Source organism: Agrobacterium sp. AGB01, assembly GCF_014851585.1.
In the GTDB taxonomy this organism is placed as follows: domain Bacteria; phylum Pseudomonadota; class Alphaproteobacteria; order Rhizobiales; family Rhizobiaceae; genus Agrobacterium.
Genome location: NZ_JACVAB010000008.1, coordinates 110906 through 127424, shown reverse-complemented (window position 1 = coordinate 127424; position 16519 = coordinate 110906). Strand labels below are relative to the sequence as shown.

Below are 16519 nucleotides of genomic sequence, written 5' to 3'. Positions count from 1 at the left end.
CCCCGTTTTAGGCTTGTTCTGGAGGAGGAACAGATGCCGACATTATCTTGGGGCAACCCAATCGAAGTGAAAACACCGCATAGTGGCACACAGACTGTCCATGGCCCATATTCCGCTCTTGCCATTCTGACCAATGAATGGCCGGATGCACGCGGACCGGCCTATGTCGAGGCCCGGCGTTTTTGCCGCGCCGCACTGGATGGCAGAAAATCAGCTGAAGAAGCGCGTGAGCGGTTCATGCTTGCCGCGGGCGAAGCAAACCTGACGCCACCATCACGGCGAAACCACGCATAGTTGCCGGTGGGCCGACCCTGTTGGTCACTTGCAACATGACTGGATATAAACCGGCCGCCATAAGGGCGGCTGGATATTTGTCGTTTTGGCAATCAATCCCGCGATGATGGGCTCTTTGATCACGCTGAGAGCGCGAGATCAGGGCTTCGGCAGGGCCGCTTCCACGGCAGTTCCCACTTCCTCAAAGCTGCTGGCAATCTCCAGCTGTTTACCGTCAAGGAAAAAGGTCGGCGTGCCCGCCACCTTGAACTCTTCCTGCGCCTGTTTGGTGGCTGCATTCAGCTGGTCGAAATAGGGCTGGTCGGCCACGGCCTTGTCAAAACCGGCCTTGTCGATGCCCATTCCCTCGGCAATCGACCTTACCGCCTGTTCCGTGTCCTGTGCGGCGGCCAGCTCGTCAAACTTGTTCATATAGGTCGAGACGGTCTCATCGAACTTGTCTGCACCGCGCGAATGCGCCAGCATGAAAATGACCGCATCCAGCGAGTTGCGCATGAAGGGGCGGTAGGCGATTTTCAGCTTGCCCGTGCTGACAAACTTTTCCTGCAGCTTCGGCAGTTCATTGGCGTGGAAATCAACGCAGTGGCTGCAGGTTGGCGAGGAATAGACAATCAGCGACACCGGTGCACTGTCCGCGCCGATATAGCTGTCGGGCAGCAGACTTTTCAAAACGGCATCATCGCTGCCTTGTGCCAACACTGGGGCTGCCAGACCAAGGGCAAGGCAGGCACCCAACACCAACCGACGCGAAATATGACCCGCTGCTATATTCATGTTCATCTGTCCTGACCTGCTCAAATATGATGTTTTCAAAGCTATCTATGACCTAAAGTTGTGCGATGAATAAAGCCACTTGATGGCCTTATCCAACGGACTTCAGTCATCACGTCACTTTCGTCCTATAAATTCATTTGGGCCCCAGAACCATCTTTAACGCGCCATCTTCGGGCAGGCCGGAAACGGTGCCGATGCTGCCATCATCCTTCTTGAACACAATGGCCGGCGTACCGTTAAAACCAAGGCTGGTCATCAACTCGGCATTGCTGTTGAGGCTCGCGGTACTCTTGTCACTGATCTTCGACAGGGCTTTGATGCCGCCACTTTTGTGCTTCAGCTCATTTTCCGTCAGCGCCTCAGATGGCGACTTGGCCTCGAGAATGGCGGCTGCCTTGGCCGGCGAATCCTGCCGGATCACACCAACCATGATGTGGCGCAGTTGCACCTTACCGCTATCGATCCATGGCCGTGCGGCCTGCCAGAACTTGTTGCAGTAGGGGCAGTTGGGGTCGGTGAAGGTATAAACAATGCGCGGTGCATCGGCCTTGCCATCCGCCACCCAGGCGGATTGTTCCAGCTGTTTCCAGCCATCTTCCATGATCGGCTTTTCGACCATTTCCTTCAGCTGCGTTTCGGCCATGTCCTGACCGGAACCATCAACCAGCGTGCCAACCACCACATGTTCATTGTCTGGCGTCAGATAAATGGCAAGCGGCTGTGAACCGGCCTTGGCGGCAAAGGCCCGCAGGCCGCCCGGCACCTTCATTTCACCGAGGATGGTGATGCCCTGACCCTCAATGGTGCGCAGGATTGGCGGTAGATCCGCCTTGTCTTCGGCACGGGCGGGCAGGGCTGACAAGAGGCCAAGCGCGCAGGTGACAGCAATGAGATGGCGGGTAAGGGAGAAACGGGACATGGACGTTACTTTCAAGATTTGGAGTATGGGGCGTGCGGCCAGTCATGGCTCAGGCACGCGCCAGTTTGATGGCGTCTTTCAGTGCCTTTTCACTGAGAACACCGGGATAGACATCCTTGCCAATGACAAAGGATGGCGTGCCGACAAAATTGAACGACAGGGCCTGGCTGTAATTACGATCCAGCAATGCGGAGATCTTGCTGTTGTTTTCATTGACGGCGGCAGACAGCATTTCCATCGTCAGGCCCACACCGGCCAGTGCCTTTTCAACCTGACTTTGCGACAGGCGTCCTCTGGTTTTCATCAGCGCTTCCATGGCCGGTTCATAGTGGCCAATCTGTGCTGCCCCCAGCACCGCCTGCGCGGCAAAAACCGAGGCATCGCCGAGGATCGGCCAGTCTTTCAGCACCAGCCGCACATCGCCATCGGCGGCCACCACCTTTTTCAAGGCGGCATGTGAGCTTTTGCAATAGGGGCACTGATAGTCGAAATATTCGACCACCGTCACCGAACCCTTGGGGTTGCCAAGCACCGGTGCATCCTTGTCAAAGAATATCTCCTTCGTGCTCATTTGCGCAGCGGCGCTATCGTCTGCGCTAAACAAAGTCAGACCTGCGACAGTCGCAAGCCCGACTGCCAAGACATCACGACGTGACAACATCGGAATTCTCCTTCCGCGTTAAGCGCTGATTTACGTGCTGATGACGTCTGTTCAAAGACTGTCCTCCCGTGCCTTGCGGGCAGAGGCCGCCAGATCACTGGTGGAAAATTCGCCGACCAGCCGGGTTGCCGCCGGTTCGCGGCGTTTGGCGTCGAGAAAGACCATGGTCGGTGGACCGATAACCCCAAGCGCCGACAGCATGGCCTGTTTGTCGTCGTTTAGCTGCGTCAGGTCGAGACTGACAAGGTTGACCTTGCCAAGCGCGTCGACAACGTCTGGACTGGTCAGCAGCGAACGTTCAATGGTGCGGCAGGTCACGCACCAGTCGGCGGTGACATAAACGAGTGTCGGCTCATTGCCCGGCGAAGACGCGATACGGTTTTGAAGATCCCCCAGCGAACCGACCTTGGCAAAGTCCGACTTCTCTATTCTGGCCACGGCCTGCGGACCATTACCTGATAGCAGCGGCTTAAGCGGCGCCAGCGGATCATTCGCACCAAGGCCGAGACCGACAAATAGCAGGGCTGCCCAGATGATCGATGCCAGACCGGCACTACGCGAGATCACGCTGAAACCGGAACCGGTGGTGCCGCTTGCGGCGGTAAAGGCAAACACCCCGAAGGACAGCGCCAGCACGGCCCAGCCCAGCAACACGAGGGGTTGCGGCATAAGCGGTGTCGCCAGCCACAGCGCGGTTGCCAGAAACAGGAAACCGAAGATCTGGCGCACCTTTTCCATCCATAGGCCGGCCTTTGGCAAAGCCTTGCCGCTGGCTGTCGCCATGATCACAAGTGGAATGCCCTTGCCAAGCCCCAGCGCAAACAGCGCGGCCGCTCCAATGGCAATGTCACCGGTGCGGGCAATGTAAAGCAGCGCCCCGGCCAAAGGTGCCGTCACACAGGGACCAATCAACAGCGCCGAGGAAAACCCAAGCGCCATGGCGCCTGGCACGGTGCCGGCCCTTGTTTTACCCTTGCTGAACCGCGCCGAGATAAAGGCCGGTAGCTGCAAATGGAACAGACCGAAATTCGACAGCGCCAGCACCACAAACAGAATGGCAATGGCCGCCACCGTGGTCGTGCTCTGCAACGCCACCTGCAGATTTTGTCCAGACCATGCCGCGACCATGCCAAGCAGCCCGAAGGCGCAGGCCAGTGCCAGCACATAGGCCGATGACAGGGTAAAACCACGTCGTGCCGTCAGGTCTTCCCCCTCGCGGGCCAACATGGCCGCAACGATCGGATACATCGGAAAAACGCAGGGCGTGAAGGCCAGCAGCACGCCAAACCCCAGAAACCCGGCCAGCAAAAGGGCCAAGCCGCCATCACTGAGCATACGGTCGATGGCGGTTTCGGCATGTTCATCCGCCAGCGTAAAACTGCCATTGTCATCAGGGCGATCAGTGGCATTACCGGTGCTCGCAGCGCTGGAAAAAGCGTTCGATGCCTTGGCTGCGGCTGCAAATCCACCCTGTGAAAACAGGCCCTTACCAGCGTTATCACCAGCAAGTGACAATGTTGCCATATCCACTATTTTGGTCGTTGGCGGGTAACACAGGCCGTCTTCCTGGCAGCCCTGATAGGTCAGCCGAAATGTCTGTGGTGCGTTGAGCACCGAAGCCGTTGCGGTGGCGTAATAAACCTCGGTCGAGCCGAAATTCGGATCATCCTTGACCTTGCCGGGCAGGGTCTGCAGCTCCAGCTTGTTTCCGGCGCTGTCTTCGGCGCTGAGGTAGTCGCGGTACAGATAATAACCGTCATTGATGGTCCAGCGGATCACGGCGCGATTATCCGCTGCCTGCTCCACGGACACCTTGAAGGCCTGATCCATTTCAAGCGGTGTTTGCGTTGCCACGGCTGGCGTGACAACGCCAGCCAGCGTCATGCCGACCAGCGTCAGCATCGCAAACGTGAACGCCAATATGCGCATCCACCATGTCCTTTCGTCTACATTTTGTTATCAGGACTGATCCGACCGGCAGCTTAAGGCAGCCTTAAGGTGAAAATCGGACTAAAAATCCGGACGAAATGTTGAATAGACCGCTTGCGGAGACGTGACTTGCGAATACTTGTTGTCGAAGATGACCCGATCCTGCTGGATGGCCTGCGCGAAGGCCTCAAACTCAGCGGTTTTGTGGCCGATGGCGTGACCACGGTAGCCGACGCCACCGAGGCTCTGGAAACCGGGCGTTTTGATGCCGTTGTCCTCGACAGAATGTTGCCGGATGGGTCGGGGCTGGATGTGCTGCGCGGCATTCGCCAGGCCGGAAACCGCATTCCCGTGCTGTTATTGACCGCCAAGGACGAGGTGGGCGACCGCATTGATGGTCTGGATGCCGGTGCCGATGACTATATCGGCAAACCCTTTGATCTGGATGAGGTGGCCGCACGCCTGCGCGCCATTACCCGTCGCTCTAGCGGCCGCGCCAGCGCCGAGATCAGCCTGCGTGGCCTGACGCTTGATCCGGCCTCAATGCTGGTGCGCCGCGCTGAGGTGGAGATTGGCCTGTCGCGGCGGGAATTTTCCATTCTGCATGCCCTGATGGAAAGCCCGCAGGCCATCCATTCCAAACAGGCGCTGGAAGAGCGGCTTTATGGCTGGCAGGAAGATGTCGAGAGCAACACCATCGAGGTGCATGTGCACAAGCTGCGCGCCAAGCTGGGCACGTCGGTCATCGAGACGGTGCGTGGCGTCGGTTACCGGCTGGGGATGGGGTGATGCGCTCGATACGTCTTCGGTTGTTTTCCATTCTGCTCGCCACCACGGGTGCCGTGTGGCTGTTTGCGGTGCTGTGGACCTATTTCAGCGTTCAGCATCAGGTAGAACGGGTGCTGGATGCACGGTTGATGGAAGCCGCCCGCATGGTCAGTTCACTGATCACCGATCACCATATCGATGTTGCCGCCGCCATCGATGAGACCAAGGCCAGTGACGCAGACACATCTTTTGAACTGCAGGGCGATTACCGCCGGCAGCTGTCCTGCCAGATCTGGTCGTTGCAGGGCAAGTTGGTCAGCCGCTCGGCCAGTGCGCCGGATGATGCGTTGACCGACAACACCAGCGGTTTTAGCGAAACGACAGTGGATGGCGTGCGCTGGCGGGTATTTGCCGTGGTCAATACCAGCCTCAATGTGCGGGTGCTGATTGGTGACAGTCTTGAAATCCGCGACCGGCTGGTGGCCGATGTGGTCAAGGGCCAGCTGGTGCCAGCCGTTGCCATGTTGCCAATCCTTGCGCTGTTGATCTGGTTCAGTGTCGGCAAGGGGTTGGGACCGCTCAACCGCATCGCCGCTCTGCTGGGCATGCGCACCGCCGACGAGTTGCACGCCATTGAGCAGAAGGATGCGCCAAGCGAAATCAAGCCGCTGCTCAAGTCGCTGAACTCGCTGTTCCTGCGGGTTGAGGAAGCGCGTGAGCGCGAAAAATCCTTCATCGCCTATGCCGCCCATGAGCTGAAGACACCGCTGGCGGGTCTGAAAACCCAGGCACAGGTGGCGCTGAAAAGCCATGAGGAGGACGTCAGAAACAAGGCACTGGCGCATATCTCGACCAGCGTCGATAGAACCGGCCGCCTTGTCCGTCAGTTGATCGACCTTGCCTCGGTCGATTCCGCCGACCGTGGCGACGAGGTTGAGGTAGCACGCCTTGACCGGGTGCTGGAGGACATCCGCTGCGACCTCGAAGGATTAAGCAGCAAACGTTCCGTGTCACTGGAATATGACCTGCCGCAGCAACAGGACGTGGTGGTCCGGAACATCAACCTGCTGCGTCTGGCGCTGCGCAATGTCATTGAAAATGCCATTCAATATGCGCCGCAGGACAGCAGTGTCACCATCCGCCTTCAAACCACTGATGCCGCTATGCAGATCGAGGTCATCGATCGCGGGCAGGGCATTGCCGTGGAAGATCAAGCCAGTGTGCGTCAACGGTTCAAGCGCGGCCACGCCCCAACGGCTGATGGCAGCGGCCTTGGCCTGGCCATTGTCGACATGGCCATGAAAAAGCTGGGCGGCAGGCTGGATTTTCGCGCAGTGGCGACTGGCTTCGTTGTCGTTTTGACACTACCGGGCGAATGAAGCTGTTCACAGCTGCGTTAGTTTTACCAATCTTAAGGCAGTGTTAAGGTGAGGGCGTCAGCCAAGCGTGGAAAGTTCCAATCCGCATTAGGCAGGCCCCCCATGATTCGTGTTTTCTTCTCTCCTCGCAACGCGTTGGCGATTGCGCTGCCCCTGCTGCTGTCGGCATGTGCCAGCACAGGCGACGGCAGTTCCGCGCCAACGCCACAGCTTGCCAAGCAACGCGCCGAAGACGACGCATTGAAATCTGTCGGCAGTGACCCGGTGCAAATGTATGCGGCCAGAACCGATGGCGGTTTTGAAATTCCCGCCATCGATGTGCAGAAGCTGAACCCGCAATATGTGCGTCAGGTCGTCAGCTATCCATCGGAAGAAAAGCCCGGCACGATCATCGTCGATCAGAACAGCCGTTTCCTTTATCTGATCCAGCCCGGCAACAAGGCCATCCGTTACGCCGTTGGTGTTGGCCCGGTCGCGCGCTCCTTTGACGGCGGCGAGGCCATCATTGCCAGAAAGGCCGCATGGCCGCGCTGGATCCCAACCCCTGAGATGGTCAAGAGAAACCCTGCCCATTACGGCCCGCACAAGGACGGCGTGGATGGCGGCCCGAAAAACCCCATGGGTGCACGCGCGCTTTACATGCACAAGGACAACAAGGACACCTATTACCGTGTCCACGGCACCAATGATCCAAGCTCCATCGGCAAGGGAGTATCGGCCGGCTGCATTCGCTTGATGAACCAGGACGTGATGGACCTCTATGAGCGCGTCACGCCGGGCGCCAAGATCATCGTAAAGGGCTGATGGATCTGACTTTACCGGCGCTACGTTTTTACGCGGCGCCGGTGTAACGACCGATCAGACCAGTCAGGGATCAAACCACGCCTGCCAGAGTATCGGTGCGTGAGGCCCAACCCACCGACGCAGCTTTGTCCGCCTTTACAGGGATTTTTCTGCCGCCTGATGGTCCGGCCCCTTGGGAAACAGCGCCGACAAACGACGGCTGAATGCATCAAGGTAGGTCAGCACAACAGGCACAAAAACCAGCGTCAGCAGCGTCGACGAAATCAGACCACCAATCACCGCATGGGCCATTGGCGCACGGGATTCTCCGCCTTCACCGATGCCGATGGCCATGGGCAACATGCCGAAAATCATCGCCAGCGTTGTCATGACAATGGGGCGCAGACGCACGGCACCGGCATTGGCCAGACTTTCCTGCAACGACTTTCCGTCCCGCCGCTCATGGTTTGAATAATCGACCAGCAGAATGGCGTTCTTGGTCACAAGACCCATCAGCATGATGAAACCGATGATCGAAAACATGTTCAGGGTCGATCCGGTGGCCAGAAGGCCGATCAGCACCCCGATCAGCGACAGGGGCAGGGTCATCATGATGGCAATCGGCTGGATGAACGAGCCAAACTGCGACGCCAGAATGATGTAGATGAAGATCACCGCCAGTACCAAGGCCTGCACGGCATACCCCATGCTTTCATTCAGGCTCTGCACGTCACCGCCAAACGACACGCGGTAACCGGCTGGAATATCCATCTTGGCAATCGCTGCATCCAGATCCTGCCGTACATCACCCAGCGGACGTCCCTCGACATTGCTGGAAATGCGGATTTCACGCGACAGGTCCTTGCGGGTAATCGCATCAGGCGCGGTGCTTTCAACGACATCGGCGACCTGATCGAGCAGCACGGTAATCGGCTTGCCGTCCTCATCGGTGCGGTTGGTGGAAATCGTCAGGTTGCGAAGCTGGGCAGCGTCCTGTCGTCCCTTGGCCGGCAGGCGCACCATCACATCATAGGTTTCACCGTCAGGCGCATTCCATACCGAGACGGCATCACCCGCCACCAGTGGCCGCAGCGTGTCACCAATCATCGATATAGACACGCCAAGGTCGCTGGCCGCTTCACGCCGCACCTTGACGGCAAGGGTAGGGCGCTCATTTTCAATCGAGGATTCCACTTCCGTCGCACCAGGAATGGCCGACAGGGCCGTGGTGATCTGGCTTGAAATCTTGCGCAACTGCTCGTCACCATCCCCCAGCACGGAAAGCTGCAACGGTTTGGCGGTCGCACCACCTTCCGACTGGCTGACCGAAACTTTCAATCCGGCAATTAGGGCCAGACGCTGGCGAACCGGCTCCAGCGATTCCGACGTCCTGATTTCGCGCTGGTCATTGGGCACCAGCTGCACGGCAACATTGGCCTGGTTGAAACCACGCGCACCGCTGGCATTGATGGTGGAATAGATCGTGTCGACATAATCGAATTCACGCAGCGCATTTTCAACCTGCCCAACCTTGGCGGCCATATATTCCAGCGACGCACCCTGATTGGCTTCAAGTGAAACAGACACTTCACCCTGGTCAGTGACCGGCAGGAACTCGGCACCGATTTTCGGCACCAGCATCAGGCTGGCGACAAACATGCCAACCACAATGCCAATGGTTGTCTTGCGGTGGCCAAACGTCCAGTGGATCAGCTTGCGGTAGCGATCTGCCAGCTTTTCAAACCAGACATCGAACCGATGGATCAAGCGGCCAAGCGGCCCGCGCTTGGCGTTCTTTTCCGAATCCGGATCATACCAGACGCTGGAAAGCATCGGGTCGAGCGTGAAGGACACGAACAGCGAAATCAGCACCGCCACGGCAACGGTCACGCCAAATTGCAGGAAGAACCGGCCAATCAACCCGCCCATGAAGGCAACTGGCAAAAACACGGCAACGATACACAAAGTGGTGGCCAGCACGGCAAGGCCAATCTCATTGGTACCATCAAGTGCCGCACGCACATGGTCCTTGCCCATTTGCAAATGGCGGGTGATGTTTTCACGCACCACAATCGCGTCATCGATCAAAATACCGATCGACAGCGACAGCGCCATCAGCGTCATGGTGTTGAGCGTAAAGCCCAGCGCATAAATCACCGCAAAGGTACCGATAACAGAGATCGGCAGCGTCAGCCCGGTGATGACGGTGGAGCGCCAGGAATTGAGAAACAGGAATACGATGACCACGGTCAGCACGCCGCCTTCGATCAGCGTTCTCTGCACTTCAGACACCTGCGCGGCAATGGCGCGGGAATTGTCGCGGGTAATGGTCAGTTCCACACCCTCGGCCTTCAGCTCGGTGTTCAGCGTCTCGATCTCGCTGCGCAAATCACCGGCCACCGCCACCGTATTGGCGCCCTGCACCTTGACGATATCCATGCCAAGCGATGGCACGCCCTGATAGGTGGCGCGGCTGGTGACTTCGGCACCGGTATCCAGCACTGTTGCCACGTCAGACAGATAGACCGGGTAACCGCCGCTTTGCGCGACAATGATGCTGTTGAACCCGGCGGTATTTTCAATACGTCCCTCAACGGTGACAATGCGCTGGTTGATACCGGAAATCAGCGTACCGGCGGCACGGTCCTGATTTTCACGGCGAATGGCATCCATGACAGAGGCGACGCCGACACCATAGGCTTCCAGCCGGTCAGGATCGACCACGACAAGCATCTGCCGCTCACTGCCGCCAACAAGCGTAATCTGGCCAACACCGGCAATGATGTTGAGGCGGCTGGTAATGACCCGGTCGGCAAGCGTGGTGATTTCCGACAGCGTGCGTGTGGAGGAGGAGACCGCCAAAGACAGGATTGGCGCATCCTCCGGGTTGAAGCGGGTAACCTGCGGTGTATCAACCGCGTCAGGGAAACCGGCCTGCAGGCGGGCAACACGGTCACGCACCTCCTGCGCTGCGGCCTGCGAGTCCACATCCAGCTGGAACTGCACCACCACAACGGCGCGACCCTCATAGGATTCCGAGGTAATCGTATCGATACCGCCAATGGTGTTCAGCGCGGATTCAATGGGGCGGGCAATTTCGCTTTCCACCGTTTCCGGCGACGCGCCGGTATAAGCGGCGGTTACCACAACGATGGGAAGATCGGTTTCCGGAAACTGGTCGACACCAAGGCGGCTGTAGGAAAACAGCCCGATGACGAGCACCGTCACCATCATCATGGTGGCAAAAACCGGATGTTTGACGCTGACGCGGGTAAGGAACATCGGCTTATTTCCCCACCACGGTCACGGGCGTATCAGCCACCAGCTGCGGCAACGGCGCAGACACCACCACTTCGCCCGAGCTCAGCCCATTGATCTCGACCAGGTTCTGATCATTCCATGTGGTACCAAGTTTCACATCCTGGCGGCGCAGATAGCCGTCCTCGACCTTCAGCACAAAAGTGCCGGTGGCATCGTGGCGCACGGCAGCAATCGGCACGGCAATGACATTGTCCTGCTGGTCAATGCTGAGAACACCCGTGGTGAACATGCCACCCTTCAGCAGCATGTCGTCATTGTCTATGGCAATGAACACACGCACCGCCCGGGAGCCTGCGACTGCCGTGGGCGCAATGCGAGTGACTTCGCCGGTAAATTTGCGGTCCGAGAAACCTTCAACTGTCAGTTCCACCGGCTGGCCAATACGCACACGCGGAATACGGCTGGTCGGCACCCCGGCATCCACCTCCATGCGGCGCAGATCGACAATGGTCAAAAGCTCACCATTCACCGGCACCGTCTGGCCCTGTTCCACTGGCCGCGCCGATACCACGCCATCGAACGCGGCATGCACCTGCGCGTCACTCAAGGCTCTCTCGGCATCGGCAACGGCGGCCTGTTTGGCACGCAACTGCGCCTTCAGGTTCAGCACATTGGCATTGGCCTCCAGCCGCACCGCCTCTGATGTCGCGCCGGTATCGCGCAGGCTGACATTGCGGGCAAGCACATTTTCAGCAAGCTCCAGCTGCGCCTCAACCGCTTCCACCTCGGCATTGCGGGCCGTCAGCGCCGAGGCCAGACCCTCGGTGTCGATGCGCACCAGAAGGTCACCCTTTTTCACCACATCGCCAATCTGCACCGGCAATTCGGTAATGGTGCCGGCAACCCGCGCTGTCAGGCTGGTGCGCCGGATGGGTGTCAACGAACCGGACACACGCACTTCACTGCCCAGGTTACGGGCGGCAACGGTTGTCACGTCAACACCGGCCAGCTCCACCTTACCAGCGGCAGCACCCGACGCCGTACTTGCTGGTGTACCGGCGGGCGCCTCTGGCGTTTGTGACAATGCCGGACCGGCCACGGCCAGCGAAGGGATCAGCAATGCCGCGAAAAGGGCTGTTCGGGTGGGTTTCATACAAGGCTCCATTACGGGCAGAAGGGTGGCGGTCGCTTCGACATTTGCCGTTGCGCCCATGAACGACGCCTGAACGACATCAAGACAACAATGAAACGACAACTGAATCGCACATGCACCATCCACCGGCATGGAGACTGGAGGACCCCCGCATGCCGGTGAACGGTGCACAGTCAGAAACCGGACCACCACATTGATTGCTGCGCATTGCAACAACATTGCAGGTGGCGATTATTACCGCTCATTTTTGCGTCCACGCCTTAACGCGACGAAATTTCTTTTCGTTCCTGACGCTTAGACTGTTTGTCCTTGTCAGTGCAGTCCTGCTCCTACCGACACCGTCAACTGGCAACGGCACACCAACTGTCCATCGAACCTGCACTGCATGGCGGCAATGTATTGGCCCTGCCATCGCGTACAGGCGCACTGTTGCAACTGACTTTAGCCGGCAAAATGTAAGAAACGACGTCATCTACCGACATTCAGCTACCTGTCAGGAATGGTGGGCATTTGGGCTCTACGATAGTTGATCGGAGACCCAATGATGAAACGTTCAAAGACCCGTGTTGCAGCAACAGCAATTGCTTTGGTGCTTGGCAGTTTGGCAGCCTATGCGGGTGTCTTGCAGATTTCGGGTAACTTCCACACCGTCATTGCGGGTCAACTCTATCGCTCGGCACAACCGACCTCGGCGCAGCTGGAACGGTATGTCCGCGACCATGGCATTGAAACCGTCATCAACCTGCGCGGTGAAAACACCGCAGACTGGTACAGACAAGAAATCGCAACATCGAAAAAACTGGGCATCAAACACATTGATTTCCGCATGAGTGCATCACAGGAACTCGACCCTGAACGCGCAGCCGAACTGGTTGCCGTGATGAAATCCGCGCCCAAACCCATTCTCATCCATTGCCAGGCCGGTGCCGACCGTTCCGGCCTGGCCTCTGCGCTTTATAGCCACTGGGTGGCGCAGAAGAGCGAACATTTTGCTGAGGGCCAACTGTCCTTCTATTACGGCCATGTCGGTCTGCCCTATGTCTCCACCGCCTGGCCAATGGATGAAAGCTGGGAAAAGCTGGAGCATCTGTCGCTCGACAAAACTGCCGTCTCGCAGGACATCGTTGGCATTGCAGGTGAAGACAGCACCGACATGCTGACGCAGACAATCGATACGCCCAGTAGCTGATATCTCCGACTAAACCAAACCTGGATCTGAACCAGTCTCGGCGGCAATTGACAGGGCCCGGTCTCGTTGCTATCCGGGCGACATGATTACCGCTGCAACCATTTCCGGTCTGTATTATGCGCTGCTGAAATAGCGGCGGGCAAATCATATTGTTTAACCGCTGCATGGCCAGCGGTTGATATTGACGGATGCCTCTGGCCGTGTGGCCTATGAGGATGTCATGTCTAACTCTCTTCCCAAATCCTTTAACGGACCGGTCGGCATTATTGGTTTTGGTGCCTTTGGCCAGTTGGTTGCCCAGCATTTGCGCGCCCATTTTCAGGTGCTTGTGAGCGATATCGCGCCTGATCTTGCCACGGCCAAAACCCTTGATGTTGCCGTTGCGCCCTTTGAAACCGTGGCCAAATGTCCGGTGGTCATTGTCGCCGTCCCCGTCTGCGCCATGCGCAGCGTGGCAACGGCACTGGCGCCGCTTCTAAAAGTCGGCACGCTGGTGCTGGACGTTGGCAGCGTGAAAGTTGAACCGGCCGCCATCATGGCGCAACTGCTGCCACCGACCGTCGACATTGTTGCCACCCATCCGCTGTTTGGCCCCAAAAGCGCCGGTGACGGCCTTCGTGGTTTGCAAATTGCCATATGTCCCATCCGGGGGCCGCGTTTACGCGCCGCCGCCTTCTGCCGCAAGGCCGGCCTTGAGGTCATCATGACCACGCCGGAGGACCATGACCGCGAGATTGCACAGGTGCAGGGACTGACCCATCTTGTCGCCAACCTGCTGGTAAAAATGGATATCAGAGAAACACGCATGACTACGCGCAGCTTTCAGGCGCTGATGTCGGCGGTTGATATGGTGCGCCACGATGCACCGGATGTGCTGCAGGCCATCCTCAGGGTAAATCCGCATGCCGGCGATATCATCAAACGGTTCAAGTCGCTGACCTCAGCACTTGAAGACCCGGCATGACGGAAACCTCCGACATGACCGGCACCAGCCCCACAGGTTTTATTGTGAAATCGGCCGCGTTGCCGCTTGCCATTCCGGCTGCTTTTGATAGACCGGAATTCCGGCCAACTCGAAGGAAACGATATGCCGGATTTTTCCACCCTTATGCTTTTTGCCGCCGCCTGCGTTGTTCTGACTGCAACGCCCGGACCTGACATGCTGCTGATTGCCTCGCGCAGTATCAGCCAGGGCCGCGCCGCCGGTTTTCTCACCTATGCCGGAATTGCCCTTGGCACTTACTGCCACGCACTTGCCGCCGCATTCGGTCTCTCGCAACTGTTTATTGCCGTTCCCATGGCCTATGACGCCATTCGCTGGGCCGGCTGCGCCTATCTTCTTTATCTCGCCGTCAAAACCATCCGTTCGGACGCGACACCCTTTTCACCCACCACGGGGCTGAAGCGCTTTTCCATGCAGCGCATTCTGGGCGAGGGGTTGTTGACCAATCTGCTCAACCCCAAAATGGCCCTGTTCGTGCTGGCGCTGTTTCCGCAATTCGTGGCCCCGCAAACCGGTTCACTGCCGCTGCAAATGCTGGTTCTTGCCACGGTGCTGAATGTAACAGGCCTAGTCGTCAACGGCACGGTCATCCTGCTCAGCAGCCATATCCGCACAAAAGTCGGCGCGCGCATGCGCTTTAAAAAACTGCCGCAATATCTGCTGGCCACGGTGTTTGCCGGTCTCGCATGCCGTCTGGCGCTGGGTTCTAGAAACTGATCACACAGCCTGATCGTCTGCTGCGCTCCACCAATCCCTTGACAAGGCACCGGTGGGTGATGTGCATATCGCGGCATGAAAGATCTTGAAAAACATGCATTAAGGTTCGCAACGAAAGCGCACGAGGGTCAACTGCGCAAGTACACCGGCGAACCCTACATCAACCATCCTATTGCGGTGGCGGCTATTGTCGCCACCGTCGATCACACGCCCGAAATGATTGCCGCTGCCTATCTGCACGACACCGTCGAGGATTGCGGCATAACCCTGGCTGAAATCAATGAACGTTTTGGACGCAAGGTCGCAACATTGGTAGCGTATCTCAGTGACATCTCGACGCCTTATCATGGCAACAGAGTTGCACGAAAAGCTCTGGACCTGCAGCACACAGCACTTGCGCCGTCAGAAGCCAAAACCATCAAGCTGGCAGACCTTATCGATAACACGAAAACAATATCGACCCTCGATCCCGGCTTTTGGCAGGTCTACAAAGTTGAAAAGAAAAACCTGCTTGCGGTGCTAAAGGACGGCGATCCTGTCCTGTGGGAGCAAGCTGCGGCGCAGTGCGAATGACCATCGCGCAGCATCTTTTGGAGCGTCACACCGATGTGAGCCGATACAGCGTCATGATTGACGAAAACGAAGGTGTGGCAACATTCCTTCTTTTTGATCTCAGCGGCGCAGTGTCCGGCTATCAACAGTATCGGCCGGCTGCCGAAAAGGTCAGAAAGAATGATCAGAACGATGGCCGATACTTCACATACAAATCGACCGGTCGCCATGCGGTTTTCGGTCTGGAGACCTGGAACTGGTCTGATCCACTGTATCTCGTTGAAGGCATCTTTGATTGTGTCAGGCTGCATAATCTTGGATGCGCAGCGATCGCAACCTTATCCAACGACCCTAAACAACTCGCGGAATGGCTGTGGACCATCAACCGACCAATCTATGCGATTTGCGACAGCGGGGAAGGCGGCGCGAAATTAGCCAATTTTTCCCACCGCTATGTCACCTGTAGTGACGGAGATCTCGGATCAATGACCAATGACCAGGTCGCAAAGATACTCGCCGCATTCTAAAACGCGAAATCCCGTCTTTCACCACAGACGCCCGTTGGTCTTCTTCAAAAGTCCCAGCCGCTAAGCTGCGCACAGGTTCTGACGGAACACAGCGGCAACGGATTTGGCAAACTGGCAGACAATTCGGCAAACTGCGCTATGTTCAGCACAGTACAAAATTCGGCATTTTATATAGGGAAATCAGAGCTATAGAAGTGGCGACCCCTGCAGGACTCGAACCTGCGACCTACTGCTTAGAAGGCAGTTGCTCTATCCAGTTGAGCTAAGGGGCCAAAATGGCACAATAAAATGCGCTTAGATCAGTGGGTCCAAGGCTGAGTGCGCGAGAACCGGAAGTTGTCGGTGTAGGAGACAGTCTTGCGTGTGGCTTCCTGTGGCTGAATAACGCGGTATTCGATGCCGTTTCTCTGCGCATAACCTTCGGCCTGCTCAAGAGTATCAAACGTCAGCTTGACCTGCTGGTTCATGTCAGTCGTGGAAGTGTAGCCCATGATAGGGTCGATCTTGCGCGGTGCTTCAGCATCAAACTCGAGAACCCAGAGGTGAGTTTTAGCTTTCCCGGACTGCATTGCTGTTTTTGCGGGGCGATAAATCTTGGCAGACATTTGAA

16 protein-coding genes and 1 tRNA gene are annotated in these 16519 nt (G+C 57.5%); 9 read left to right on the top strand and 8 right to left on the bottom strand.

The window, feature by feature from the left end; all coding sequences use genetic code 11:
- Positions 1 to 33 precede the first annotated feature (33 nt).
- On the top strand, positions 34 to 294 hold the full coding sequence (locus IB237_RS22945; protein ID WP_192491047.1) for a DUF982 domain-containing protein: 261 nt from the start codon (positions 34 to 36) through the stop codon (positions 292 to 294).
- A gap of 138 nt (positions 295 to 432) precedes the next feature.
- Here the strand turns inward: IB237_RS22945 and IB237_RS22940 are convergent, their stop codons facing one another.
- The 4 genes from IB237_RS22940 to dsbD all read right to left on the bottom strand — a co-directional run bounded on the left by IB237_RS22940 (position 433) and on the right by dsbD (position 4577).
- Positions 433 to 1068, bottom strand: coding sequence for a thioredoxin domain-containing protein (locus IB237_RS22940; protein ID WP_192491046.1), 636 nt, complete (start codon positions 1066 to 1068; stop codon positions 433 to 435).
- Positions 1069 to 1201: 133 nt separating this feature from the next.
- Positions 1202 to 1987, bottom strand: coding sequence for a thiol:disulfide interchange protein DsbG (dsbG, locus tag IB237_RS22935; protein WP_192491045.1), 786 nt, complete (start codon positions 1985 to 1987; stop codon positions 1202 to 1204).
- Between the two features lie 49 nt (positions 1988 to 2036).
- On the bottom strand, positions 2037 to 2648 hold the full coding sequence (locus IB237_RS22930; protein ID WP_192491044.1) for a DsbA family protein: 612 nt from the start codon (positions 2646 to 2648) through the stop codon (positions 2037 to 2039).
- Between the two features lie 51 nt (positions 2649 to 2699).
- A complete protein-coding gene (gene dsbD, locus IB237_RS22925) occupies positions 2700 to 4577 on the bottom strand; it encodes a protein-disulfide reductase DsbD (RefSeq protein WP_246788224.1) in 1878 nt (625 codons plus the stop codon).
- A gap of 129 nt (positions 4578 to 4706) precedes the next feature.
- On the opposite strand from dsbD, the gene IB237_RS22920 reads away from it, so the two are divergent.
- The 3 genes from IB237_RS22920 (at position 4707) to IB237_RS22910 (ending at position 7528) form a co-directional block, all read left to right on the top strand.
- Positions 4707 to 5366 carry a response regulator transcription factor gene (locus tag IB237_RS22920; RefSeq protein ID WP_192491043.1) on the top strand — a complete coding sequence of 220 codons (660 nt, stop codon included), beginning with the start codon at positions 4707 to 4709 and terminating at the stop codon, positions 5364 to 5366.
- Positions 5366 to 6724: an ATP-binding protein gene (locus tag IB237_RS22915; RefSeq protein ID WP_192491042.1), complete on the top strand. Its 1359-nt coding sequence runs from the start codon at positions 5366 to 5368 to the stop codon at positions 6722 to 6724. Before IB237_RS22920 ends, IB237_RS22915 begins: the two co-directional genes overlap by 1 nt.
- Positions 6725 to 6826: 102 nt before the next feature.
- A complete protein-coding gene (locus tag IB237_RS22910; protein ID WP_246788222.1) occupies positions 6827 to 7528 on the top strand; it encodes a L,D-transpeptidase in 702 nt (233 codons plus the stop codon).
- Between the two features lie 135 nt (positions 7529 to 7663).
- Here IB237_RS22910 and IB237_RS22905 read toward each other — a convergent pair whose 3' ends face one another.
- Positions 7664 to 10789 carry an efflux RND transporter permease subunit gene (locus IB237_RS22905; protein WP_192491041.1) on the bottom strand — a complete coding sequence of 1042 codons (3126 nt, stop codon included), beginning with the start codon at positions 10787 to 10789 and terminating at the stop codon, positions 7664 to 7666.
- Positions 10790 to 10793: 4 nt separating this feature from the next.
- Positions 10794 to 11921 (bottom strand): efflux RND transporter periplasmic adaptor subunit, encoded by a 1128-nt coding sequence (locus tag IB237_RS22900; RefSeq protein ID WP_192491040.1) that lies wholly within the window; start codon positions 11919 to 11921, stop codon positions 10794 to 10796.
- Between the two features lie 544 nt (positions 11922 to 12465).
- On the opposite strand from IB237_RS22900, the gene IB237_RS22895 reads away from it, so the two are divergent.
- From IB237_RS22895 to IB237_RS22875, 5 genes are all read left to right on the top strand, one after another.
- Positions 12466 to 13110: a dual specificity protein phosphatase family protein gene (locus tag IB237_RS22895; protein WP_192491201.1), complete on the top strand. Its 645-nt coding sequence runs from the start codon at positions 12466 to 12468 to the stop codon at positions 13108 to 13110.
- 220 nt (positions 13111 to 13330) lie between these two features.
- Complete coding sequence (locus IB237_RS22890) at positions 13331 to 14074, top strand: prephenate dehydrogenase/arogenate dehydrogenase family protein (RefSeq protein ID WP_192491039.1); 744 nt, start codon at positions 13331 to 13333, stop codon at positions 14072 to 14074.
- 123 nt (positions 14075 to 14197) lie between these two features.
- Positions 14198 to 14830 carry a LysE family translocator gene (locus tag IB237_RS22885; protein WP_192491038.1) on the top strand — a complete coding sequence of 211 codons (633 nt, stop codon included), beginning with the start codon at positions 14198 to 14200 and terminating at the stop codon, positions 14828 to 14830.
- A 75-nt stretch (positions 14831 to 14905) separates the two neighbouring features.
- Entirely contained in the window at positions 14906 to 15403 is a 498-nt protein-coding gene (locus IB237_RS22880) for an HD domain-containing protein (RefSeq protein ID WP_192491037.1), read from the top strand.
- Positions 15400 to 15909 carry a toprim domain-containing protein gene (locus IB237_RS22875; RefSeq protein ID WP_192491036.1) on the top strand — a complete coding sequence of 170 codons (510 nt, stop codon included), beginning with the start codon at positions 15400 to 15402 and terminating at the stop codon, positions 15907 to 15909. Before IB237_RS22880 ends, IB237_RS22875 begins: the two co-directional genes overlap by 4 nt.
- A 195-nt stretch (positions 15910 to 16104) precedes the next feature.
- On the opposite strand, the gene IB237_RS22870 is transcribed toward IB237_RS22875, so the two are convergent.
- Positions 16105 to 16181 (bottom strand) — tRNA-Arg (locus tag IB237_RS22870).
- Between the two features lie 27 nt (positions 16182 to 16208).
- Complete coding sequence (locus tag IB237_RS22865; protein ID WP_192491035.1) at positions 16209 to 16514, bottom strand: ETC complex I subunit; 306 nt, start codon at positions 16512 to 16514, stop codon at positions 16209 to 16211.
- Between the last annotated feature and the right edge of the window lie 5 nt (positions 16515 to 16519).